This window comes from Blastopirellula marina DSM 3645 (assembly GCF_000153105.1).
Taxonomy (GTDB): Bacteria; Planctomycetota; Planctomycetia; order Pirellulales; family Pirellulaceae; genus Blastopirellula; species Blastopirellula marina.
Map to the genome: position 1 here is coordinate 1,223,556 of NZ_CH672377.1, position 23,308 is coordinate 1,246,863.

At 57.7% G+C, this 23,308-nt stretch carries 11 protein-coding genes; 5 read left to right on the forward strand and 6 right to left on the reverse strand.

Features of this window, described 5'->3' with window-relative positions:
- Positions 1-89: 89 nt before the first annotated feature.
- Positions 90-1,376: a PQQ-binding-like beta-propeller repeat protein gene (locus DSM3645_RS24045; protein ID WP_237564925.1), complete on the reverse strand. Its 1,287-nt coding sequence runs from the start codon at positions 1,374-1,376 to the stop codon at positions 90-92.
- A 246-nt stretch (positions 1,377-1,622) separates the two neighbouring features.
- Between DSM3645_RS24045 and DSM3645_RS24050 the strand changes: the two genes are divergently transcribed.
- Positions 1,623-5,174 carry a PVC-type heme-binding CxxCH protein gene (locus tag DSM3645_RS24050; RefSeq protein WP_040352976.1) on the forward strand — a complete coding sequence of 1,184 codons (3,552 nt, stop codon included), beginning with the start codon at positions 1,623-1,625 and terminating at the stop codon, positions 5,172-5,174.
- A 214-nt stretch (positions 5,175-5,388) separates the two neighbouring features.
- Positions 5,389-6,204, forward strand: coding sequence for a transglutaminase-like domain-containing protein (locus DSM3645_RS24060; RefSeq protein WP_002655231.1), 816 nt, complete (start codon positions 5,389-5,391; stop codon positions 6,202-6,204).
- A gap of 23 nt (positions 6,205-6,227) precedes the next feature.
- Here the strand turns inward: DSM3645_RS24060 and DSM3645_RS24065 are convergent, their stop codons facing one another.
- A complete protein-coding gene (locus tag DSM3645_RS24065) occupies positions 6,228-6,860 on the reverse strand; it encodes an NADPH-dependent F420 reductase (RefSeq protein ID WP_040352977.1) in 633 nt (210 codons plus the stop codon).
- A 109-nt stretch (positions 6,861-6,969) separates the two neighbouring features.
- The gene (locus tag DSM3645_RS28915) at positions 6,970-8,601 is read right to left on the reverse strand and encodes an alpha/beta hydrolase (RefSeq protein ID WP_002655233.1); all 1,632 of its coding nucleotides are present in this window, start codon (positions 8,599-8,601) and stop codon (positions 6,970-6,972) included.
- 311 nt (positions 8,602-8,912) lie between these two features.
- On the opposite strand from DSM3645_RS28915, the gene DSM3645_RS31935 reads away from it, so the two are divergent.
- Positions 8,913-17,174 carry a tetratricopeptide repeat protein gene (locus DSM3645_RS31935; RefSeq protein WP_002655234.1) on the forward strand — a complete coding sequence of 2,754 codons (8,262 nt, stop codon included), beginning with the start codon at positions 8,913-8,915 and terminating at the stop codon, positions 17,172-17,174.
- Here DSM3645_RS31935 and DSM3645_RS31035 read toward each other — a convergent pair.
- From DSM3645_RS31035 to DSM3645_RS24090, 3 genes are read right to left on the reverse strand one after another with little or no spacing between them, the layout of a single operon-like run.
- Positions 17,171-18,304 carry a hypothetical protein gene (locus DSM3645_RS31035; RefSeq protein ID WP_050769498.1) on the reverse strand — a complete coding sequence of 378 codons (1,134 nt, stop codon included), beginning with the start codon at positions 18,302-18,304 and terminating at the stop codon, positions 17,171-17,173. The two genes, DSM3645_RS31935 and DSM3645_RS31035, sit on opposite strands and share 4 nt — an antisense overlap.
- The gene (locus DSM3645_RS24085; protein ID WP_002655236.1) at positions 18,294-18,806 is read right to left on the reverse strand and encodes an anti-sigma factor family protein; all 513 of its coding nucleotides are present in this window, start codon (positions 18,804-18,806) and stop codon (positions 18,294-18,296) included. The genes DSM3645_RS31035 and DSM3645_RS24085 overlap by 11 nt, the downstream gene beginning before the upstream one ends.
- 11 nt (positions 18,807-18,817) lie before the next feature.
- Positions 18,818-19,462 carry an RNA polymerase sigma factor gene (locus DSM3645_RS24090; protein WP_002655237.1) on the reverse strand — a complete coding sequence of 215 codons (645 nt, stop codon included), beginning with the start codon at positions 19,460-19,462 and terminating at the stop codon, positions 18,818-18,820.
- A 682-nt stretch (positions 19,463-20,144) separates the two neighbouring features.
- On the opposite strand from DSM3645_RS24090, the gene DSM3645_RS24095 reads away from it, so the two are divergent.
- Both DSM3645_RS24095 and DSM3645_RS24100 read left to right on the forward strand, forming a co-directional pair.
- Positions 20,145-21,815: a DUF1549 domain-containing protein gene (locus tag DSM3645_RS24095; RefSeq protein WP_002655238.1), complete on the forward strand. Its 1,671-nt coding sequence runs from the start codon at positions 20,145-20,147 to the stop codon at positions 21,813-21,815.
- 74 nt (positions 21,816-21,889) lie between these two features.
- Positions 21,890-23,155, forward strand: coding sequence for a DUF1501 domain-containing protein (locus DSM3645_RS24100; protein ID WP_390072903.1), 1,266 nt, complete (start codon positions 21,890-21,892; stop codon positions 23,153-23,155).
- The last annotated feature ends 153 nt before the right edge of the window (positions 23,156-23,308 follow it).

Sequence of the window (23,308 nt, forward strand, 5' to 3'; positions counted from 1 at the left end):
TTACCGATTTTTCGCCATAAGTAACGAAAAAAGGCCCGGATAAACCGGGCCTTATGCGTGGATGATCTTTAAAACGTGTCAAATTGACATCAATTCTGAGTCAAATCATAGATCATCAACTTGTCTTGTTCTCGCAGATAAAGCTTGCCGTCCACCACGACTGGGTGGGACCAGCTTTCCCGTTCCTGGTACTCCGGCATGAACTTCCCCTTCAGGACGTACTCCTTCGGAGTCGCTTCGACCAAGACTATCTCGCCGGACTGATAGCGGAAGATGAAATTGCCGTCGGCATATAGCACGGCCGCCGAGCCTTTTCCTTCTCCACGCTTGTCGCCGCCCCATTGCACTTCGCCGGTCTTCATCTCAATGCAGATCGGAAAGCCTTCGTTGTGCTTCGTTCCGGCGTAGATGTAATCGCCCAGCTTGACCATGCCGCCGTGATGGTTTTGGAAAGTTTTCGGCTCGAGGAAGTAGACCTCCTCTGCGCTGACGCCGTCACGAGTTTTCGACAATTTCACCAAGCCTGCGCCCGTTTGATAGCCAGACGAAACGAAGACATAGTCGCCGTCGACGATCGGGGTCGGGATGACCGCGACGTCGTTGGCGACCGGATTGTAGTTGTAGAGAAACTTGCCATCTTTAGCTCGCACGGCGACCAAACCTCTGCCGGTCATCTGCACGTATTGTTTTACACCGGCGCCGTTGCCGATCACGATCGAAGAGTAGCCGGCTTCCCCTTTCCCTTTGTCCCCGAGCTTGGCGTCCTTGGTCGCCCAGACTTCTTTGCCAGTCTTTTTGTTGAGCGCGAGCAGCAACGCTTGATCTGAGCCAGGCGTGCAGATCAGCAAGTTGCCGTCCACCAACGGCGATTCGGCGAATCCCCAGTTGGGTCGTTTGGCTCCGTACTCCTTCTCAAAGCTTCGCGTCCAGACAACTTTGCCGCTCATGCGATCCAGGCAAGCGACCGTACCGTCAGAGAGTACGACGTACAAATCATCGCCGTCAATCGTCGGCGTCGAGCGCGACCCGCCGTAGCCATGTTTCGGAATCTCTGCGGTGACCGGAGTCTTCCAGGCAACTTGATTGGTCGCCAGATCCACGGCGACCACGCCTTGGGCGTCGTCAAAGTTGCCGGTGGTGTACAACATTCCATCCACGATCGAAACGCTGGCGTAGCCCCCGCCGAGTCCTTCGACCATGCCGAGTAATTTCGGCGGCTGCGCGTCCCAGTCTTTCAGCAGTCCAGTCGAAGTCGACTTGCCTTCACGCTGAGGACCGCGCCACTGCAACCAGTTGGCGTCGTCCGGTTTCGCCGCGATTGCCGATGAACCAAGGATCGCCACCGCGGCGAATGCAACCATGTGTACGGATTTCATGCGAGATCTCCCAGCAGGCAGGGGGGTTTGCGCCAAAATAGGCGGGAATATTCCGATTGGGTCGAAAATCAAAGGCGATGTGAGTCTAAGCGGCAGGTAAGAAGATGGCAAGCTTGGCTGAACGGGGCGCGTTCTGTGAAAAACCTTTGGGGAGTGTGATTTTTTCACGGTTGCATCTCGATCCAGCCCCCTAAACAATCGAACAAAGCCCTGGCAAGTCCCGCTCACTCCTCCTGATGGGTCGTCATGCTCCCTTCTTTACGACTTCTGTTGCTTGTTATCCTAGCCGCACTCGCCCCTTCGATTCTGTTGGCGGACGAACCGTTTATTCCCCGCCGGCAAGCGACGATTCCCGGTCCGGCGCTCTCGCCGGCAGACGCCGCCGCCAAGATGACGGTTCCCCCAGGTTTCACGGTCGAAGTGGTCGCCGCCGAGCCTGACCTGATTAATCCGGTCGCGATGGCGTTTGACGATCAGGGGCGGATTTGGGTCACCGAGTCGCTCGAATATCCACGGCACGCACCGGGGCCAGGTCGCGATCGCATCAAAGTGCTGGAAGATACCGATCACGATGGCCGCGTCGACAAAACGACAATCTTCGCCGACGGTTTGAATATCCCCTCCGGCATTGCGGTCGGCTTTGGCGGAGTTTGGGTCGCCAACGCGCCCGATCTGCTCTTCTACGAAGATACGGACGGCGATTTGAAAGCCGACAAAAAGCATGTGGTCGTCACCGGCTTTGGACGAGCCGACACGCATGAACTTCCCAACTCCCTGACCTGGGGCCCCGATGGCGCTCTCTACGGCCTGAACGGCGTCTTCAATCCGTCGCACATTACCCAGCACGGAAAAACGTTCGACTTTACTTGCGCGATGTTTCGCATCGATCCCCGGACCGAAGAATTTTCGCTCTTCTGCGAAGGAACCAGCAATCCCTGGGGAATCGCGTTCGATCCCGAGGGAAGCGCCTTTATCAGCGCCTGCGTGATCGATCATCTTTGGCATCTGACCGAAACCGGTTACTACCATCGCCAAGGCGGCCCTTACCCTCCCCATACCTGGAAAATTGGATCGATCGTCCAGCACAAACACCAGATGGCCGCCTACTGCGGGATCGAATATTTTGACAGCGACGCCTATCCGGCCGAATACCGCGATCGCTTGTACATGGGAAACATCCACGGCAATTGCATCAACGTCGACGAAGTAACCCGCGACGGCTCGACCTATTTCGGCAAGCCTCATCCCGACTTTGTCACTTCCAACGACGTTTGGCACATGCCGGTCGATCAAAAGATCGGCCCCGACGGTTGTCTCTATGTTCTCGACTGGTACGATCGCTTCCATTGCTATCAAGACGCAATGGCCCATCCGGCCCAAGTCGATCGCTTGAAGGGTCGGCTCTATCGAATTCGGTACGAGGAAACTCCCCGCGCCGCCCCCTTCAATCTGGCGAAAGAAACCGACACGCAACTGATCGAGCGACTCTCTAGCGGCAATCGCTTCTATCGCGACCGAGCCCAACGTCTCTTAAGCGAACGTAGTGAGCCGGCGACGATGGCGCAACTAGCCAAGTTGGCCCAGGACGAATCAGCGCCGCGCAAAACTCGCTTGCACGCCGTGTGGGCGATCGCCGGCGGCAAAGAGCCGTCAGAAGAATTCGTCTCGTCGCTCCTATCCGACCAAGACCCCACTTTTCGCGCATGGGGCGTACGTATCGCCGGCAATCAGGGGACCGTTTCGCCGCAACTCGCCGCCAAGATCGTCGCGATGACGGCGGACAACAGTCCTGACGTTTTGTTGCAAATAGCGATCGCCGCCGGCAAGATTGAGCAGGCGCCGAGCATTCCTACGCTCGCCGCCGTGTTGGTCAGCGCCGGCGACGACAAGCTGATCCCGCATATCGTCTGGCAAAACCTGTACCCACGACTCGAAACCGAGAGTGGGCAATTTTTTGCACTTCTGGAGGATCCCAGGTTCGCCAGTGATCCGCAGGTCGCCGCGCTGCTCCCACGGATCATCGATCGCATTCTGGCTGCTCCCAATGTCGAAACCGACAGTATCGTCAAGCTGGTAAAATTGGTCGCCGAGACGCCTGCGTTGCGGTCGGCGCTCAGCAATTCGTTAGCGACGCTCGCCGCGCGCGTGCAATCGGGCGAAATCTCGGGGGATCGCCTCCGCGAAATGCGTTCGCTGCTTGAGCCGGTCATCCAGCCGACTCTGGCCGCCGGCGAGAAGAATCCCGCTTACTTTGACGCCGCCCTGCTAGCTGTTACCTGGAAGAACGCCGACGCTCAATTAGCGATACGCTCGGTCTATCAGGACCCAGCGGCGCTCGCTGCGAAGCGTTCGGCGGCATTGGCGGCGCTGGTCGCTTTTGGTGACGAACAGATTGTTCCCGCCGTTCGCGCGGTGCTGGTCGACCGTCAAAAGGCGTCTCGGCTCCTGCAAGCCGATTCGATCGCCGCCTTGGGGCGACTCGATCAGCCGCAGGTCGCAGAGATGTTGCTCTCCACCTATCCGCAACTAGCGCCGGACCTTCAACCCAAGGTGCTTGAACTGCTCACGCAACGCGTCGCTTGGAGCAAGCAACTGCTTAACGCGGTCGCCGCCGAAAACATCTCGAAAGACGCGCTGAACATCAATCAAGTTCGCAAACTGCAAGAGAGCCCGGACCGGGACATGGTCGCCGCCGCGGTCCAATTGTGGGGACAAGTCCGTACGCAACGCAATCCCGAGCGGGAACTGGTCATCGCCGACATGCGGCGTTTGGTCCACGGACGTGATGGCGATCCGCATGCAGGCGCCGTCGCGTTTCAAAAACTATGCGGCCAATGTCACAAGATCTATGGAAAGGGGCAGGAAGTCGGACCTGACATCACGACCAACGGTCGCGGCTCGTTCGAGCAACTCCTCTCCAGCGTCTTCGATCCCAGCTTGGTGATCGGTCCCGATTATCAAGGTCGCATGGTGCTGACCGCGGACGGTCGAACGCTGACCGGATTGATGGTCGAAGACAACGAGCAGCGCGTCGTTCTCAAGTTACAGGGAGGAAAACTCGAAACAATTCCGCGAGAGGACGTCGACGCAATTCGCATTAGCAAGTTGTCGCTGATGCCGGAAGGCGTCGAAAAACAACTGAGCGAACAGGAACTGATCGACCTGTTCGCCTATCTTTCGCTAACTCGTCCCCCTGGCGATCCGCAGGCCGAATATATCCCCGGCGCCGAGCGAATCGACGTCGACCGGTTGCATCTGCCTGCGACTCTAGTGAACCAACTCGCGACCGCCGATCTATCCAGCAACACGACCGAGATCGGCAAAGGAGCCCGCGGCGCTGCGACCGATCTGGTCTATCTGCCCGCGAAAAACGCCTACCTGCGTCCCTCGCAGTGGCACGAAGTCGGCGTCGGCGGCGGCGCCGACTTGGGCGTCGTGTCCGCAACGGCGCCGATTTTCTATCAGGCCGAGTGGAGTTCACCGATCGCGATTAATCTGATCACCCTCTCCGGCGTTTATCCGAATCAGCCCCAGCCGCAAACCGCGTGGAAAATCGAAGTCCGCTCGGGAAACCAGTGGCGCTTACTCGATCACGGCGTCGGCGGTTGGTACGACAACGGTCGTTACGTCTGGGGCGCTCCCGGCTCTGCCGAAACGACAATCGACGGCTTTCGCGTCAGCTTGTACAGCCCTGACGAAAAAACGCCGATCCGCAGCGTCCACTTCCGCGGCGAACCCGGCGTTTCCTGGTTCGTCGGCTCGGCGCCGGCCGATGTACGGATCGTGAAAGAAAAATAACCAAACAGCGACGTTCGATCTTTAGCCGCAAAAGATTTTTGCACCCGATTTTTCGAGCATCTCCACCGTATCGAGGAATCGCTCCAGAATTTCGTCGAAAGTCCAGCGATGAACGTTACAATGCGCCGCAAGGCGATACTCCGTGCGTCGACTGGTCGATTTGTTCGTACAAATCGCGCGTCGGTCGCACCACAACGATAACCGCTGGCAACCCATGCTGATTCAAGTTGGCTACGAGATCGCTTTTGAATCGCCGCAACCCGCGCCGATGTTGACGATGCTCTATCTGCATCCGTCGCGCGAGATGACGACGAAACAGCCGGATCGTCTGGTCGTGACTCCCCGTGTGCCGATCTTTGAATACTACGATCTCTTCGGCAATCGTTGCGGTCGACTGGTCGCACCAGCTGGTCGGATCGTCTTTCGCAATCAAGCGTTGGTCGAAGATTGCGGCTTGCCCGATCTGCAAGCTCCTCAAGCGATGCAGGCGCAGGTCCAAGACTTGCCGTCCGACGTGTTACTGTATCTTTTGGCCAGTCGCTACTGCGAAGTCGATAGCGAGTTGAAAGATCTCGCTTGGTCGCTATTCGGCACGACGCCGCCCGGCTGGCCGCGCGTGCAGGCAATTTGCGACTTTGTGCACAACCATATTCGTTTCGACTATTCACAGGCCCGCGCCAATCGCACGGCGCTGGAAGCGTATCGCGAGCAAGTCGGCGTTTGCCGCGACTATATGCATCTGGCCGTCACCTTTTGTCGTAACTGCAACATTCCGGCGCGCTACTGCACCGGCTACCTGGGGGATATCGGCGTTCCGCCCAATGCGGCGCCAATGGACTTTAGCGCCTGGTTCGAGGTCTATCTCGGCGGTCAGTGGTACGCATTCGATGCGCGAAACAACATTCCGCGCATTGGTCGCGTTTTAATGGCCCGCGGTCGAGATGCGGCCGATGTCGCATTGACCACGACGTTCGGAACCAATGAGCTGAAATCGTTTCGCGTTTGGGCGGATGACGTTACTGGAACCTAATTCGTAAGAACATCTGACGCCCCTTACTTCTGTGGGCGACGCACCACGTCGATGCCAAAGTCGCGTCCCAACCCACGATGGCGAGCCAGAATGATCCAGGTCATCGCCAGCGGCTCCAGCAATCGTGACATTTTGAGTGGTCCCAACTCGATCGGCTCAAAACCAAGCTCCGCCGCTAGTTGGGCGGCGATACGATTAGCGGCTGGATCGTCGCCGGCGTAAAACATCGTCACCCGGTGATCGCCGTAGTCGGGGTCGGTCATGTTTTTCGCCCCGTTGGTATTCAAAATTTTGACCACCTGAGCCGTCGGCGCCAGCTGGGCGATCTCTTCGCCCGCCGAGCGATCATATCCCATCGTTAGGTCTGACAGGTCCTGATTGACCGGATTCGTGCAGTCGAGGATTAACTTTCCCGTTAAATCGCCCGCCGATCGGAGCACCTCCGAGACCGCCGTAAAGGGAATCGCCAGCACGATTACCTCGCACATCCCGGCCGCGCTGACCGGCCCAAGCTTGACGTTCATAGCGGCCGCTTCTTCCATTCGCTGCGGATCGGCCGGATCTCGCACGCAAAGCGTCACCTGATGACCGTGCTTGGCCCACTGCGGAGCCAATGCCCGTCCAACATTCCCCATTCCAATGACGCCGATACGCATTGCAAACTCCTTATTCTTACCGTCGCTTCGAGCAAGCCGAGGCAAGGCCCAAGCCGCAAACGTTGCGCCAACGCAAGAATAGAAACGCTCGCAATCAAAAATCGCAGCATTACCGCGGAACAGGTCCGCCGGCGTTCGCAACTCCCCGATTTGCTGGATTGAATACCCAGTAGATGCCGCCGGGGCCCGAAGCCGATTGCAGCCATTGCCGCTGCGATGCCGGCGTCGGTTGATGCAACAGCGTAAAGATGTCGCAAATGATCGAGTCGTTGTCGCCGTAATAGGCGTGCCCGATCAAGCTAGTGTCGATCGCTGAAACGTCAATCGTATCGACTCCTTGCACGATCACGATCTCGGGGCGCACATCGCCGGCGCGGGGATAGCCGTTTACATTTTTCGAGGCCAACAACGCCAAGTCGTTGGACGAAGCGTACAACGTCACTTGCTTCGAGGCCCGCACAATCTGCGGCGCGATCTCGTCGCGAAAGATGACCGCATCCACATCGGGAGCCGCTAGCACCACCTGATTGAAGAGCTTCGTCTCGTCTTTCATCTCCGCGGCGATCTCTTCCAGCGCCGTCCCCATCGCACGATTGCCCATGCTGTGGGCGATCAGGTTAATCGACTCGGCGTCGCTTTGTCGGGCGACCTTCAGCAGAAACTCTTTCAGATGCGAGACCGTCCAGAGCGAGTTATCACGATCGGTCGTATAGCCAAACAGATCGGCCTGCGAAGGCCAACTGTAAAACATCGGAACGCCGGTGAATTTCAGGTCGTACGACATCTGCGCCGTCCGTCGCGCGGCGTCTTCAAACGAGACGTTGAATCCATGCACAAAGATCAAGACTTCGTGACGCGGCGACTGGGCGACTTTCTCGCGGAGATCAGCGAAAAACGCTTCTTCTTCCTTGGAGAGCACGTCCAGCAGCACCACATGCTTCTCGGGACGCTCGGTCAATTCTAACCTCAGCAGCGACGGACCTTCTAACTGGCCAACTTCATGCACTTCCGGGATGCTGATATGACAAGCGCCAAACTGCAAATCGCCGCGGCCCCCGCTAAACATTTGACTGCCGCTGGATAGCGCACGTAGTTCTTTCTGATAGTCGAGTCCGGCGTCACGAGCGAGAAACAACGCCAGGCAAACGCCGACAATCGCTAGCACTCCGCCCAGGCGGGCCAACTGATATTTCCACATCACGCCGAAGAGTACGAGTCCGCCCAGTGCAATCCCGATCGCCGGGTAAAAGTGCCCCAGGATGCCGCTGGAGCCCAACAGATCACGATCCGTGCCGTAGAGCACTTCGACCACTTCATAGCCCGGCGTGTCATCCGGGAGGCTCTCTGGCATCATCATGGGGGCCGCCATCATCGACTGGGGCGCGATCGCTTCGTCGGGCGCCGTCATCTCCGGCGGACGAGCCGCTAGATCCTCGGGCGCAACCATCATTCTTGTGCGGGGAGCCGTCTCGGCTGTGGATCGCATCATCATCGGCGATGTGCGCACTTCTGCCGGCGCTTCGGCGGGCGCGACCATCCTCTCGCGCGGAATTTCCACTTCGGCCGGCTCGATCACCGGAGGCGGCGCCTGATTAGGGGCCGGCATGGTCGCTGAATCTTCTGGCGCCTGCGCCATTTGAGCTTCATCGGGACGTTGCTTCGACGAGTCGAGCGTCAGTGTCGTCAGCGCCGACACGCCGATAACGGTTGCACCGATTGCCGCAATAATCCGTCGATTCATGACGCTCCATTCCTACATCGCTACTTCACTAGACGCACTCTTCAAGAGACGTCGGGGGCGTGGATCATAGGATCTTCCCCCTCGCTCGGCCAGATGAATTAGGGGGTTTCGCCGTCGGTTTGTAACGCCAAACCTAGTCAGTACTTAGCTCGCAAAGCGATTCTCGACCGTGGCCGGCGAATTGCTGGGACAAATTGACAAATTCGACTACGATCAAAAAACCGCCGCCGCCCCACGCTCGTCTCAATGGGCGGAACCACTTTTCTCACCAGACCGATGCGTCTCGCTCGCCGCGACCCAGGAATCTCATCATGCACCGCCGGATTCTTTGCTCTGCTCTCTGGTTACTCCTCCTCTGCCCCGCTATTCTCTTCGCCCAAGAGAACGCCGAAGAAAACAAACCCGCGGTCGCGGCGCCGGAAGCGGAAACTGGCCCCGCCGCGCAATCGAGCTTGCTGTCCGTTCCCAAGCCGGTTCGTGAAGCGATGCAAGATCGCGACTACGACCGCGCGATCGCAGCCATCGCCAAGGCGATCGCTGAAAATCAAGGAGATCCGGCCTACCTGACCTATCTGAAGGGGCGCGCCCATTTCTTCGCGAAGCAGTACAAAGAGTCGATCGCTGTCATGACCCAATTGACCAAACGCTATCCAGATAGCGCTTGGACGCGCAAGGCCCGCTTTGCAATCGGCGTCGCCTATGCGCGAGCCGGAGACTATCGCGCCGCCGAACTCGCTTATCAGGCCGAAGCCGAATATCTGATCTCGCTCCAGCGCAAAGAAGAGATCGCCGCGATCTATCTTGAGTTCGCCGACGCTTTCTTCGCTCCCCCAGCGGACGGCAAGCATCCCGATTATCAACGCGCACTTGCGTTCTATCAAAAAGCGGCCGAGATCGGCCCGCTGCGCGAAACCAATACCCGCATCCAACTGCAAATCGCTCGCTGCTACAAACAGCTGAACAATCCGGGCCAGGCGATCCAACTTTACCAGGCCTTTATCAACGCGAATGACGATGACGTGCTGCTCTTGCCGGCTCGCTACGAATTGGGCGAAGCGTATCTGCAGTCCGGCAATCGGGTCGAAGCGCGACGCAGCTGGGAAGACTTGCTTTCGCTACACGGCACAGCCAAGTCTAAACTCATTCCGTTGGCCGCTTTCCGTCTTTCAGAAACCTATGGAATCCCGAATCCCGGTAACAAAGATGACCTGGAACTAGGAGTCGCGGCGCTGAAGAAGTTTTTGGCGACCTATCCCGATCATGAGAAAGTCGCGTCCGCCCATCTGCGAATCGTGCAGAGCTTTCTGAATCAAGGGCGAACCGAAGATGCGCTCGCCGCGGTCGACAACTTTTTGCAGCAAGCAAATCTGGAGAAAAGCGACGAGTACGCGTCGGCCCAATATCTCAAGGGCTTGGCCTTGGCTCGGCAAAAGAAGTTTGACGACGCGATCGTCGCCTGGCGGACTTATCTGCAACAGCACCCCACCCATGGCCACTGGAGCGAAGCGCAGCGTCAAATCATCAACGCCGAATACGCAAAAGGACTCGACGCGTTGGAGCGCGAAGATTATGACGCCGCCCGAGCCGCGTGGGGTGAGTTCCTGGTGAAGTACCCGATCGACGAGCGGAACCGCTCGATCCAAAACAGCTTTGCCGAAATGCTCTTCGCCCAGAAGAAATATGAAGCAGCGATCGCCGCCTGGCGTCAGGTCGTCTCGAAATACCCACAGACCGAGGAAGCTTCCATCGCCCAGTATCGCGTCGCGCAAACGCTGGCCGAAAAGCTAAGTCGCTTAGCCGATGCGATGGTCGAATACAAAAAGCTGAACTGGGGTTCGCAGGCCGGTCCGGCCCAGCAGCAAATCGCGTTGTTATCGAACAAGTCGCTTTCGATCAGCACCGTACGCGTTTATCGTAGTAACGAAACTCCTCGCATCGGCCTGAAGACGCGCAATCTAGAGTCGGTCAACGTGCAGATTTACAAGGTCGATCTCGAGACCTACTTCCGCAAGATGCACCTAGCGACGGGCGTCGAATCGCTGGACATCGCGTTGATCGATCCCGATTCGCAGTTTGAGCACCCAGTGGCCGACTACGAGAAGTATCGTCTGTTTTCTCAAAATGTCGATGTTCCGCTGCCAGGCGAGAACGAGGTCAAAGCCGGCGTGATGGCGGTCACCGTCAGCGGCAAGACCCAAGAATCGACCACGTTGGTGCTGCAAAGCGATCTCGACATGATCGTGAAAAGCTCGCGTGACGAGGTCTTCATTTTCACCCAAAACATGCGGACCGGCAAACCTTGGCCCGGCGTCAAGTTGCTCCTCTCCAACGGCAGCGAAGTTTTCGCCGAAGTCGAAACCGGCGCCGACGGCGTTTACCAGGCCGATCGCAAAGAGTTACGTGATCCGGCCGACTTGCGCGTCTTCGCCATCGCCAACGGTCATATCGCGTCAAGTGTCGTCAATCTTAACGGTCTGGGCGTCGCCCAGGGGATTGCCCGCGCTGGCTATCTCTATACGGATCGCCCCGCCTATCGCCCTGGTCAGTTGGTTCACTTGAAAGGCATCCTTCGCGATGCGGTCAATGACGTCTATGTCGTTCCGACGCAGCGGGACTACAAGCTGGAAGTCTATGACGGCCGCAACCGACTGGTCATGGAAGAAGAGGTCCAGCTGAACGACTATGGCTCGTTCCATTCGCACCTACTTCTTCCGTCGGCGTCGGCGCTCGGCGACTATCGGATCGTCGTCTCCCACGACAAAGTTCGCTACGAAGGCTCGTTCGTCGTCCATGAATATCAACTGCCGTCCGTCTTTTTGACGGCCGAGTCCGATCGCAACGTTTACTACCGCGGCGAGAAGATCACCGGCACGATCAAAGCGGCCTATTACTACGGGGCCCCAGTCGCCGGCGCCGAGATTTCCTATTCGCTCAACGGCGATCGAACGCTGACCGGCACGACCGACGATAAGGGAGAAGTGAAGTTCGAGTTTGAAACGCGTGACTTCCGCCAATCGCAAACGCTTAATTTGGCGGTCCAGTTGCCGGCCCATTCAACGGCGACGCAGCAGCACTTTTTCCTTTCGGCCCAGGGATATACGATCGCCGCCAAGACGGTTCGCCCTGTCTACTTGGCCGGTGAAACATTTGAAGTCGATGCGACGGTCAAAGACGCCGAAGGGAAACCGATCGCCCAAGACTTGACGCTGAAGGTCTTTCAATTGCTCGACGCCAAAGGAACTCGCGAAAAACAAGAGAAGCTGATCGAAGAATTTCCGGTCAAAAGCGATGAGAAAACCGGCGTCATCCGCAAAACGCTGCAGTTGGCCGACGGCGGCGACTATCGTGTTCGTCTGGAAGGAGTCGACCGCTTCGACAACGTCGTCTCGGGTCAGGTCGCGGTCAAGATCTCAGGCGACGAAGATTCGACCCGGCTCCGAATTCTGGCCGATCATCACACGCTGAAGTCGGGCGAAAAAGCGACCGTGAAAGTCCACTGGCGCGACCAACCGGCCCTGGCTTTGATGACTCTGGAAGGCGCCAAAATTCTCGAATATCGTCTGGTTCAGTTGAAACAAGGCGCCAACGATCTGGAAATCGCCGTTTCGTCCAAACTGGCGCCCAATTTTCAAATGTCGTTAGCCCTGATGATCGATCCGACCAAAGAGCAGCAGGACGAAGAGGCTCCGCTCCGCTTCCACACCGCGAGCAGTCCCTTCGCCGTGGAACGTGATCTTCAAATCGAGATGAAAATTGTGGGCGAAGGCCATAAGCCCGGCGACAAGGTGAAGGTCGATATCACCACGACCAACGCCGCCGGCCAGCCGGTTCCGGCGGAGCTTAGTCTCGCGTTGGTCGAGAAAGCGCTCTACGAACGTTTCCCCGACCGATTCTTAGCGATTCAGCGTTTCTTCGGCGGCGCCGCACGCACGTTTGCGATGCGAACGACGGCGACAATCGAGTTTTGCTATCACCCGCAAACCAGTTCAATCGATCACTTGCTGCTGGCCGAAGAAGAACGGCTGGAGACGCTGGCCCGCGAAACGGAAACCTTGTCGGAACTTGGCGATCGCGACTTTGACGGCATCGCGCTGAATAACCGCGACCGCGCAAGCGGCTTCTTTGCCGCGCCCGTCGAAGAAGCGGAAGCGCTCGCCCACAGCGGCATGTCAGGCAGCGGAGGCGCATTCGGTGGCGGCGGCTTTGGCGGAGGAGGCGCATTCGGCGCTGCCGGAATGCAGCAAGGTGGAAATGGCCCTGGCTACGCCTATGGGAACTCGATACCCGAACTGCAAAGCCAATCGCGTCAGCTCCAACAATCGGCGGACAAGCCGCAAGCCGCGCCCAACCAATCGATGCAACTCTCTCGCCAACGCTTCGCCCAGAAGGATGAGAAGAAGCGTTACAATCTACTGGCTGTGGATGCGGCGTCCATCGTCCCCGACGATCGATTGAACCCTCAGTCGATGGCGCCCAGCGACTGGGCCGCACTCGGTTCTCGCCGAGAAATACAAATGCTGGGTGTCGACGGACGTTATTCCAACCTCAACTTCTCCGCCGAATTGGGCAAGAAGTGGGATAGTACCGTTGCTGGCGAACGCCTGAAGAAAGCGGCCGCGGAAGGACAGAAAATCTTAATCGGCATCCCCGCCCAAGAGACCGGCTTTTGGGATCCGGCCGTCCTGACCGACAAAAAAGGGAAGACGACCCTCGAGATCACTTTGCCCGAACGGTCGACCGCCTGGCTGCTAAAATCACGCGGCGTGACGATCGACACGCTCGCCGGAGAAGCACAAGCCGAACTAGCGGTCAGCAAATCGCTGTTTGGCGAATTGAAGACCGCCGCGGCGTTTGTCGACGGAGATTCGGCTCAGATTCCGGTCACCGTTCACAATGACCTGCTCGACAAGGGAGCGATCACTGTCACCTTGAAGACGACGATCGGCGCCAAAACGCAAACCGAAACCAAGACGCTTGACGTGGCCAAGAAGGGAATCGTCGACCTTGAGTTTCCGGTTCGGTTCGCGTTACCGATCGCCGGTAAAACGGACGCCGAGCCCGGCGCCAAAATTGAATTCTCGCTGCAGGTCTCGGCCGCTGAAACGGTCGATCAGCAGTTGGCGATCGTGCCGCTATTGCCTGCCGGGATGCCGGTCTATGCAATCGCTTCCGGCACGTCGGCCAGCAGCACTTCCGCCTTCGTACAGCGTCCGCAAAAGATGCCGTGGACCAGTCCGCGAATGCAGATCGTGATCGGTCCGACGGTCCAGCAGACTTTGCTCGACGCGCTGAACGCCAATCCGACGCTGCGGCAACTCGAAAGCCAACGTTTCGCCGCTGGGATCGACACCAACACCAGCGACCTGATGGCCGCGATCGCGCTGCAGCAATTGATGAGCAAAGGACGCGACGCCGCAAATCCGCAAATGCAATCGTTGGACGAAACGATCCGTCGCCAACTGCGGGCCGTGGTCGCCGCCCAAAAGGATGACGGAGCTTGGAACTGGGCCGGACCTTCCGGCGCCGGAAACGCCTACACGTCGTCCCGCGCTATGTGGAGCCTGACGTTGGCGCGCGGCGCTGGCTATCGTGTTGATAACGGCGTGTTCGATCGCGGCCTGAATTTTCTGAAGAACCAACTGACGCAATTGGCGGTAGGCGACTACGAAAGTCGAGCCATCTTGCTACACGCATTGACGGCGACCGGCAACGAAGACTTCCCGCTGGCCAATCAGCTATACCGCAATCGCAATTCGCTCTCGACGGCGGGGCTCGCCTATCTGGCTCTCACCTTCGCCGAGATGAATCGCCAAGAGACCGCCAGCGAAATCATCGCGTTGGCGAAACAAAAACTAAGCGGCGGCGGCGCCAAACCGTTGTCATGGAACTCGGCGGAAGTCGAAACCCGCGGTCTGTATGCGTTGTGTTTGTACAAGCTGTCTCCGCAGCAGGAAGAACTACGGAAAGAAGTCGAGTGGCTCATGCAGCATCGCTGCGGTTCACGCTGGACGCCGGAGAAAGCGGTCGGCCCGATCATGTTGGCCGTCTGCGGATACAACGCGACCAAGCAGTTGGCCGCCGACGCCTACGAGTTGACGGTGATTGTGAATGACAAACCGCTGAAAACATGGAAGTTTGACGCGAACTCGACGACGCAAACGCTCGAAGTTCCGGTTGACTCGCTGACAAACAAAGCAAAAGAGACGATCCGCTTCGAGCTTAACGGCCGCGGCGAATTCTCCTATGAATGCGTGTTGGCCGGTTTCGTCGCCGCCGACAAGCTGGAAAACACGGTCAAAGACTGGACGATCCGCCGCTACTACACGCCTGCGCCGCTCGAGTTTGACGGCCGTCCAATCCCTAGCGGTTTTGGCTTGCTGACCGGCAGCTATTCCAGCTTCCGCAACAACATGACGCAGCTTCCAGCCGCCAAAAAAGGGCACGTCACCCTCGAAATGTGGCGAAGCAGCGTCCCCAGCGGATCGCGCGATCAACAACTGCCGTATCTGATCGCTTACGAACCGCTCCCCTCCGGCGTTCGTGTCGACGAGAAATCGGTGAAGGGTCCGTTCGAGCGTTTCGAGATTCAAGCCGGCGGCATCTTGTTCTATCTGGGCGGTAATCGCGGATTAGGTTCGATCCACTTCGATATCATCGGCTCGATTCCCGGCGACTACCAAGGATTGCCGACCGTGCTGCGCGACGCTTATCACCTGGAGGATATGGTCGTCGCCAAATCGCAACCGCTAAAAGTTTTGCCGCTCGGCGGCAAGAGCGACGACAAATACCGTCTGACTCCGCTCGAACTATACGAGTTGGGCCGGCTGAAGTTCGAAAAACATGACTTTGCTGGCGCTCATCAGAACTTGACCGAGCTCTTCAGCAACTGGAATCTGCAGACCAATTACTTCCAACAAACGATCCGCATGCTACTCGACATCAGTCTCGAACAAGGCAACTCGGCCGAGGCCGTTCGCTACTTTGAGATCGTGATCGAGAAATATCCGGAACTAGAGATTCCCTTCGCCAAGCTGATGAAGATCGGCAAAGCGTACCACGAAATCGGCGAGTACGAACGGAGCTACCTGGTCTATCGCGCCACGGTCGAAGCCAGTTTTATGGTCGAAAGCCAGGTCGCTGGTTTCCTGCAGGATCAAAACGAGTTTCTCCGCAGCGTCGAAGTCATGACCGCGCTGTTACAAAACTCGCCGCCGGAACCTTACGTCGCGACCGCCGACTACGCGCTCGCGCAACAAGTCTTCGCCAAGGCCCCGGTCGCGGCCCAAGATCCACAGTTGCGTGAGAAACATATCAACCGCGTCACGCTCGTTCGGCGTTCGCTGGGGATGCTCGAGAATTTCCTCACCGCCCATCCCGAAGATCCGTCGGCCGATCAAGCCGCCTTCTCGCTGGCGACCGGCTTGATTGAGTTGGACGCCTACCAACAAGCGATTTCGGTCTGCGGCGACTACACGCGTCGCTATGACAACAGCAACTTCCTGAGCAGCTACTGGTACATTACCGGCTTCTGCCACTTTGCTTTGGGACAACACGAGAAAGCGCTTGAGATGTGTGAGCAGGTCGCCCAGTACAAGCGTCCGGCGACCCTTTCCGGCAGCCGTCAATTGGCCGAGGAAAACAAATGGCGCGCCGTCTATATCATGGGACAGATTCATCACGCTTTGGGTCAGGCCGCCGCGGCGATCACCGACTACGAGAAGGTGAAAGATCGCTTTGTCGACGCCGCCCAGTCGATCGACTACTTTTTGCACAAACGAATTGCGCTGGAAGATGTGACGACCTTCACGCCGGCGGAACCGGTCAACGTGAAGCTTGATTTTCGCAACATCGCGGCGTGCGACGTCAACGTTTATCGCATCGATCTGATGAAGTTCGGACTGTTGCGGCGCAACCTGCAGCAGATCACGGCGATCAACCTGGCCGGAATTCGTCCGTACCACGAAGAAAAAGTGGAGCTCGGCGACGGCAAAGATTATCGCGATCGGACGAAAGAGCTGAAGTTGCCGCTGCAAGAAGAAGGCGCCTATCTGGTGGTCTGCCGCGGCGAAAATCTGCACGCCAGCGGTCTAGTGTTGATCTCACCGCTCAAGGTCGAAGTGCAGGAAGAAATCGAATCGGGTCGCGTTCGCGCCACGATTCGCAACGTCAAAACCGACGCCTACGTCGCTGATGTTCACGTCAAAGTGATCGGCTCGGCCAACAACGAGTTTACCTCCGGCGATACCGACCTCCGCGGCGTCTTCGTCGCCGACGGCATCCAAGGACGCTCTACGATCCTCGCCGAAGCCGAAGAAGGTGAATACGCGTTCTACCGCGGCGAAAAATCGATCGGCAATGTGCCGATGCCGGTTCCTTCCGCCCAGCCGCAAGCGCCCAACGCGAGTGGCGCCGATCAGCAACAGGGAGGCGGCAGTTCCAAAGCCAAGCTCAACGACGAGCTGCTCCGCGGCATCCGCGCCGGCAACGGCATGATCCAGGAAGAACAACGCAAGAACCTGGACAACTACTATCGAAATGACATCAAAGAGGGGATCCAGAACTTCAAGTTCTAATCCGCCGTTGCTTTCGGTTCGGCCGGCGGGTTAATCGGCAGCGGGGGACGATTCTCATCACCCCGTTTGCGATCTCGCCCATCGGGACCGCGACCGCCTGGGCCGTTCCAATCACCGCGGCGGCCTGGTCCACCGGGGCCTTCGCCTCGCGGGGGTCCATCTCCACGCGGACCGTCATCAAATCCGGGAGGACCATCGCCTCGTTTGAAGCGATCCGGGGAGCGCGGGCCTCCGGACGGCCGACCAAAGAAGTTGTACATCAGATGCCGCGAATACTCTTCGTGCAACTCACGTTCAAACGCATCTTTCGGCAGAGAGGCCAAATGACTGCGGCGTTCGGCAGGGAGTTTCTCAAAGTACTTGCGCACATCTTCTTCGCTGGCGTTCTCCAACATTTGCGAATGGAACGCTTTAAAAATCAACTGCCGCAAGAGGTCGCGTTGTCCGTCAATCGGCAACTTCTCGAGCATCGTCCTCGTTTGCGGCGTCAAATCGGCCGCCAGACGTTTGATGTCGCCGGGACCAGGCAGCGGCGCGTCGACTTGCGGCTCGAAATTCATTTTCACCCAGACCCAGAAGAGTCGTCGCTCGACCGGCATCTCATCCAGACGATGGCGCAAACGCGAGTCTTCGCCAAACTGCGTCTCCATGTAGGCTTCGATCGGCTCTTGATTCTTCTGCATGAAGTCGACCAGCCAGGCCCAGATTTTGGGCATGTCTTGTTCGCTGGCTCCCCGCAGCGCGTCTCGCATCATGCCAAACCGGCGACGTCGCGACTCTTCTTCCAGCTCTGACTTGATCGTCGCGACGCGCTTTTCGATCGGTAGTTTCTCGATTTCCGCCCGTTTAACAGGATCGAGCGTTTTTAGCCATTCGTAATAGCGATTCATCACTTCGCGCAGCTCGTGGCCGTCGTCGCGCGTTTCGAGCGCGGTATGAATCTCTTCGCAATGCTCGCGTCCCGCGGCCGAGAGTCGCTCCCAACGCTGCTGACTGGACAGCAGTTCGTCTTTTTCGGCCTGCGACATCTGCTCGATCCGCTGGCGGCGATCAGCCAGATCGTCTCCGTGGACAACCGCGGCGATGGTCAGCAGCAAGCAGGCCGGCAGAACGAGTCGCTTAAACGCCATCATCCACCTCCGAGACGAACAGGCCCTCGCTGCGAAGGCGTTCCAGGAATTCGACTTCGTCCACTTTCTGGTAGCGGTCCATATTCTCGATCAGCGGCAATTCGGTCAGCAGTTCTTCATTTTGACGGCTAGCGGACTGGCTAATCCAGGCAAAGCCGAGCACAGCGGCAGCCACCGCCGCGGCGCCGGTGATCGCGGCGATTCGCCAGGAACGCGACTTTTGGCGGACCTGGATGGTTTCCAGTTCCTGCGACGCGGCGACCGAGATCATTTCGACTGTGGTATGCACAAACTGATCGCTCGCTTCAACCCGCGGTAGCGAATCGAGCATATCCCAGGCGCGCTCCAGCCGCTGCAAGCGGAGCCGATAGTCGTAATCGTCGGCCAGACGGGCTTCGACGACGATTCGCTCGTCTTCGGAGAGCTCGCCGTCGAGATACGCGACCAGCTGCTGCTCGGCGTCTTCTACGGGAACCATATTGTTGTCTTGCGGCGTACTCATAGGACTGGCGTTCACTCGGATGGCGGTCGGGCGCCTTGCTCCAGATAAGGTTCGAGGGCTATTTTCAAATTGGCTCGAGCCCGAGAGAGCAAAGACTTGATCGCTTCGACCGACATCCCCATGGTGACGGCGATATCGGCATAACTCATTTCCTCAAATTTCGATAGCAGCACCGCCATCCGCTGGCGATCGTTTAAAGTTTCCATGGCGAGACGAACAACTTCGCCCATCTCGGCCCGATCAATGACCCGCGTCGGCATTTGGCCGCTGGCCGCTTTGGCGATACGATCCAGCGGATTGGCTGGTCCCATCCCGGCGTCGTCGCCGCCGTCGACTTGGATCTCTTTACGGCGCGCCATACTGCGGCGAGCATTGCTGGCCACGTTATTAGCGATCGTGTAAAGCCAGGTCGAAAACTTCGAGCCTGGTTTGTACGACTTTCGTGATCGATAGACCCGCAGAAAAACTTCTTGGGCCAAGTCCTCGGCCTGATCTCGGCGTCCCATCAAATGATGCATGAGATTGATCAGCCGGTTTTGATAGCGAAGCATCAGCTCCTCAAAGGCTGCCGCACTGTCATCGCGCACCTCGAGCATGAGCCGGACATCCGGATCTTGCAGTTCGTAGCGTTTGGCGGTCGATTCGGTGATCGACAAACGGCGCTCCTAGCCTAATCGGCGGTAATATCGATTTTGGTTCTAAGAAGACAGCGTCGATCACCCCATCTGCCGGCGCGATCGAGCCGTGTTTACTTCTCGCCTATTGTAACCCCAGCGCCTTGCAGAAGTTTCCTGGGCAAAAGAATTATTCAGTAAGTGCATCATTTTGGCACGCCTATTGCAACTGTGTTTACCGTCCTAGGGATGAGAAGAAGCTAACTTGATTGGGTCGGAACAGAGAAGAGGACCACGATTAAGGGGCCGGCGTTGTGAAGAGGCGATCCGGTCCATAGAGCGAAAAGCTTTGCTGTTTAACGCTTTATGGCTTTCTTTGGGACATGAAAGAGGCAACCGAGAGTCACGTCACCGTGGTTCTCGCTTTCAACAAAACTAGGCGAGCTGGTCAGCGAGACCAGCTCGCCTGTTTTATTTTGCGTGCATCAAAATCGTACACTGATCGATTATGCAACACCCGAGCCAGCCCCACCTGTATTCACAAAGCCGCTCTTTTGGGCGGATTGACCGGTTGATTCTCATCTTTTCTCTGCAAATTCTGAGTACGAACGTTTAAACTGTACGTTTGTAGTATTAGATGGCTCACTCGATGTGAGACAAGCGTCTCATTCTTTGACACGGTTTCACTTCCACTTTTCCCGTCAGCAACTCAAGGCACTTCCCCATGGCGACTTTTTCTCGTTTCGGCCTGGCTATTTGTCTAACGGTGAGCTGGGTCAGCTTTTCGTCGGCTGCACGGCCTTCGGATGACTACGGCATCCCTCAAGTGGCCGAGATCAACGAACAAATCAGCGTGGTGTGGAAGGACTATGGAATTTCGCCTGCGCCAGAAGCGCAAGACTTCGAATGGGTCCGTCGCGTTTATCTCGATATCATCGGACGCGTTCCTTCGGTCGCCGAGCTCGAAGAGTTCCAGCGTGATCGCGGCAAGGATCGCAAAAAGAATCTGGTCGAGAAGCTGCTAAACGATTCGGCCTTCACCGAAGAATATGCTCGCAACTGGACCACGATTTGGACCAACGTCCTGATCGGTCGTAATGGCGGACTCGACAATAACTCGCAAGTCAGCCGCGAAGGGATGCAAAAGTACCTGCGTGACAGCTTTGCTCGCAACAAGCCGTACGATCAGCTGGTTCGCGAAGTGATCACCTCCGAAGGCGCAAACGCCCCCGGCATGCCCAACTTCAACGGCGCCGTTAACTTCTACATGGACAAGCTCGCCGAAGACGGAGTCCAAGCGACCGCCAAGACGGCGCAGATCTTCCTCGGCGTTCAGGTGCAATGCACGCAGTGCCACAACCACCCGTTCAACAGCTGGAAGCAAGACAAGTTTTGGGAGCTGAACGCCTTTTTCCGCCAGACGCGCGCTCAGCGTGATCGTGGGATGGAAGCGAACAACGCCATGGGAATGGCGATGAGCCTGAAAAATGTCGACTTCCGCGGCGAGAGCGGCAATCCTTCCCAAGCCGAGATTTACTACGAACTGCGGAACGGCCTGATCGAAGTCGCTTACCCGACCTTTATCGATGGCACCAACGTCAACCCGAATGGCATGGTCTCGCAAGTCAATCGTCGCGAAGAACTCTCAAAATTCGTCACCGACTCGAAAGAAATGCAGGAAGCGATCGTCAATCGCATTTGGGGACATTTCTTCGGCAACGGCTTCACCAAACCGATCGACGACATGGGCCCGCACAATCGCGCGTCGCATCCCGAATTGCTGACTTACCTGGGCGAAGAGTTCCGCGGCGCCAGCTTCAACATCAAAGAGCTGATCAAGTGGATCACGCTGAGCCAGGCTTATGGGCTGTCCAGCAAGATCACCAAAGGTAACGAAGTTGACGATCCGACCATCGGCGAATCGCCGAAGTTCAGCCACTTCTATCTGCGTCAGATGGACGCCGAGCAGTTGTATGAATCGTTGATCGTCGCGACCCAAGCTCACAAAACCCGTGCCGACTACGCCGAACAAGAGCGGATGAAAAGCATGTGGATGCAGCAGTTCACCATTGCGTTTGGAACGGACGAAGGGGACGAAGCGACGACCTTCAACGGCACCATCCCGCAAGCGTTGATGATGTTCAACGGCGACTTGATTAAAGAAGCGACGAGCGTCAAGCCAGGCAGCTTTATCGCCACCTTGGCGGCCAACGGCGATGACGGCAAAGAAGCGATCCGCCACTTATATATGGCGACCGTCGCACGACGTCCGACCAAGAACGAAATGCAAGCCGCCGGCATCCTGGTCGCGAGCCATAAAGGGAACACGGCCGCCGCGCTGCAAGACGTTTTTTGGGCACTGCTGAATAGCAACGAGTTCATCCTGAATCACTAATTCGACGGCTTGCGCCCTCGTTTTTCTTCCGAATATTTCAAGCAAACAACGCTAGTCACCATAAGGAAATACACATGTCCATTCCCACTGGGATGTCGCGACGTCACTTTATGAAGCATATGGCCGGCGCTTCGGCCATGGTCGCTCCGGCGATGATGATGGGCAACGCGATTCGCGCTAACGCCGCCGACCTCACCAGCCGCGGCAAAAGCTGCATCATGCTCTGGATGGGCGGCGGGCCCAGCACCATGGATATCTGGGATCTCAAGCCCGGCGCCAACACCGGCGGGCCCTTCCGACCGATCTCGACTTCCGGCGATTTGCAAATCTGCGAACATATGCCGAAGACCGCCAAGATCATGAAAAATCTCTCGGTCGTCCGCTCGATGAGCACTCGTGAAGCCGACCATGGTCGCGGCCGTTACTACATGCACACCGGCTACGTCCCGAATCCGAACATCGAGCATCCCGGCTATGGTTCGGTCGTCGCGCATGAGCTGTTCGACCAACGTCCTTACTTAGAAATCCCGCCGTTCGTTTCGGTCGGCGGCGGCAGCGTCGGACCAGGCTTCCTCGGCATGAGCTGGGCCCCGTTCACCGTTAGCAGCAACGGTCAGGTCCGCAACCTGAAGATGGCCGGCATGAGCGAAGGAACCCTCGGCAAGCGGCTTGAAATGTTGAAGCTGGTCGAAAACGGCTTTATCAATCAGCGCCGCGGACCGGCCGCCGAAGATCACGCCAAGATCTTGAACAAGACGGTCAACCTGATGACCAGCGAACAGATGAAAGCGTTCCGCGTCACCGAAGAACCGGAAGCGATGAAAGAGATGTACGGCACGAACGGCTTCGGCCAAGGCTGCCTGCTCGCTCGTCGCCTGGTCGAAGCCGGCGTTCCCTTCATCGAGGTCGACCTCGGCGGTTGGGACAACCATGCCAACATCTTCAACACCTTGTCCGACAACAAACTGCCGGTCATGGACCAAGCGATGTCGGCCCTGGTCACCGACCTGGAGCAACGCGGTCTGTTGCAAGACACGACCATCGTCTGGATGGGCGAATTCAGCCGCACCCCGCGGATCAACGGCAACACGGGCCGTGACCACTGGGCCCGCAGTTGGAGCACGGTGGTCGGCGGCGGCGGCATCAACGGCGGCATCGCGGTGGGTGAAACGAGCGCCGATGGTACTCGCGTCGAGACCGAGCCTTACTCGGCCGAAGACATGATGGCCACCGTTTGCCGAGCGATGGGCATGTCGCTTGAAACGACCTTCACCAGCAAAAACGGCCGCCCGATGAAAATCGCCAACGGCGGCAAAGTGATCAAAGAACTGATCGCCTAGGCCAGATCGAAGCAAAGCCGGCCGATCGTCGCACCAGCGACCTTCGGCCGCAAAGCGCTCAGGGACGGATGGCGCTGCACAAAGAGCCCCACGAGCCAGCATCGCAACTTCGCAACCAGCCGACGTCTTTTGAAAGACGCCGGCTTTTTTTCT

Bases quoted from the DNA above. Each gene is read 5' to 3' on its own strand.
- DSM3645_RS24045 (WP_237564925.1), bottom strand. From the start codon at position 1,376: ATGAAATCCGTACACATGGTTGCATTCGCCGCGGTGGCGATCCTTGGT.
- DSM3645_RS24050 (WP_040352976.1), top strand. From the start codon at position 1,623: ATGCTCCCTTCTTTACGACTTCTGTTGCTTGTTATCCTAGCCGCACTC.
- DSM3645_RS24060 (WP_002655231.1), top strand. From the start codon at position 5,389: ATGCTGATTCAAGTTGGCTACGAGATCGCTTTTGAATCGCCGCAACCC.
- DSM3645_RS24065 (WP_040352977.1), bottom strand. From the start codon at position 6,860: ATGCGTATCGGCGTCATTGGAATGGGGAATGTTGGACGGGCATTGGCT.
- DSM3645_RS28915 (WP_002655233.1), bottom strand. From the start codon at position 8,601: ATGAATCGACGGATTATTGCGGCAATCGGTGCAACCGTTATCGGCGTG.
- DSM3645_RS31935 (WP_002655234.1), top strand. From the start codon at position 8,913: ATGCACCGCCGGATTCTTTGCTCTGCTCTCTGGTTACTCCTCCTCTGC.
- DSM3645_RS31035 (WP_050769498.1), bottom strand. From the start codon at position 18,304: ATGGCGTTTAAGCGACTCGTTCTGCCGGCCTGCTTGCTGCTGACCATC.
- DSM3645_RS24085 (WP_002655236.1), bottom strand. From the start codon at position 18,806: ATGAGTACGCCGCAAGACAACAATATGGTTCCCGTAGAAGACGCCGAG.
- DSM3645_RS24095 (WP_002655238.1), top strand. From the start codon at position 20,145: ATGGCGACTTTTTCTCGTTTCGGCCTGGCTATTTGTCTAACGGTGAGC.
- DSM3645_RS24100 (WP_390072903.1), top strand. From the start codon at position 21,890: ATGTCCATTCCCACTGGGATGTCGCGACGTCACTTTATGAAGCATATG.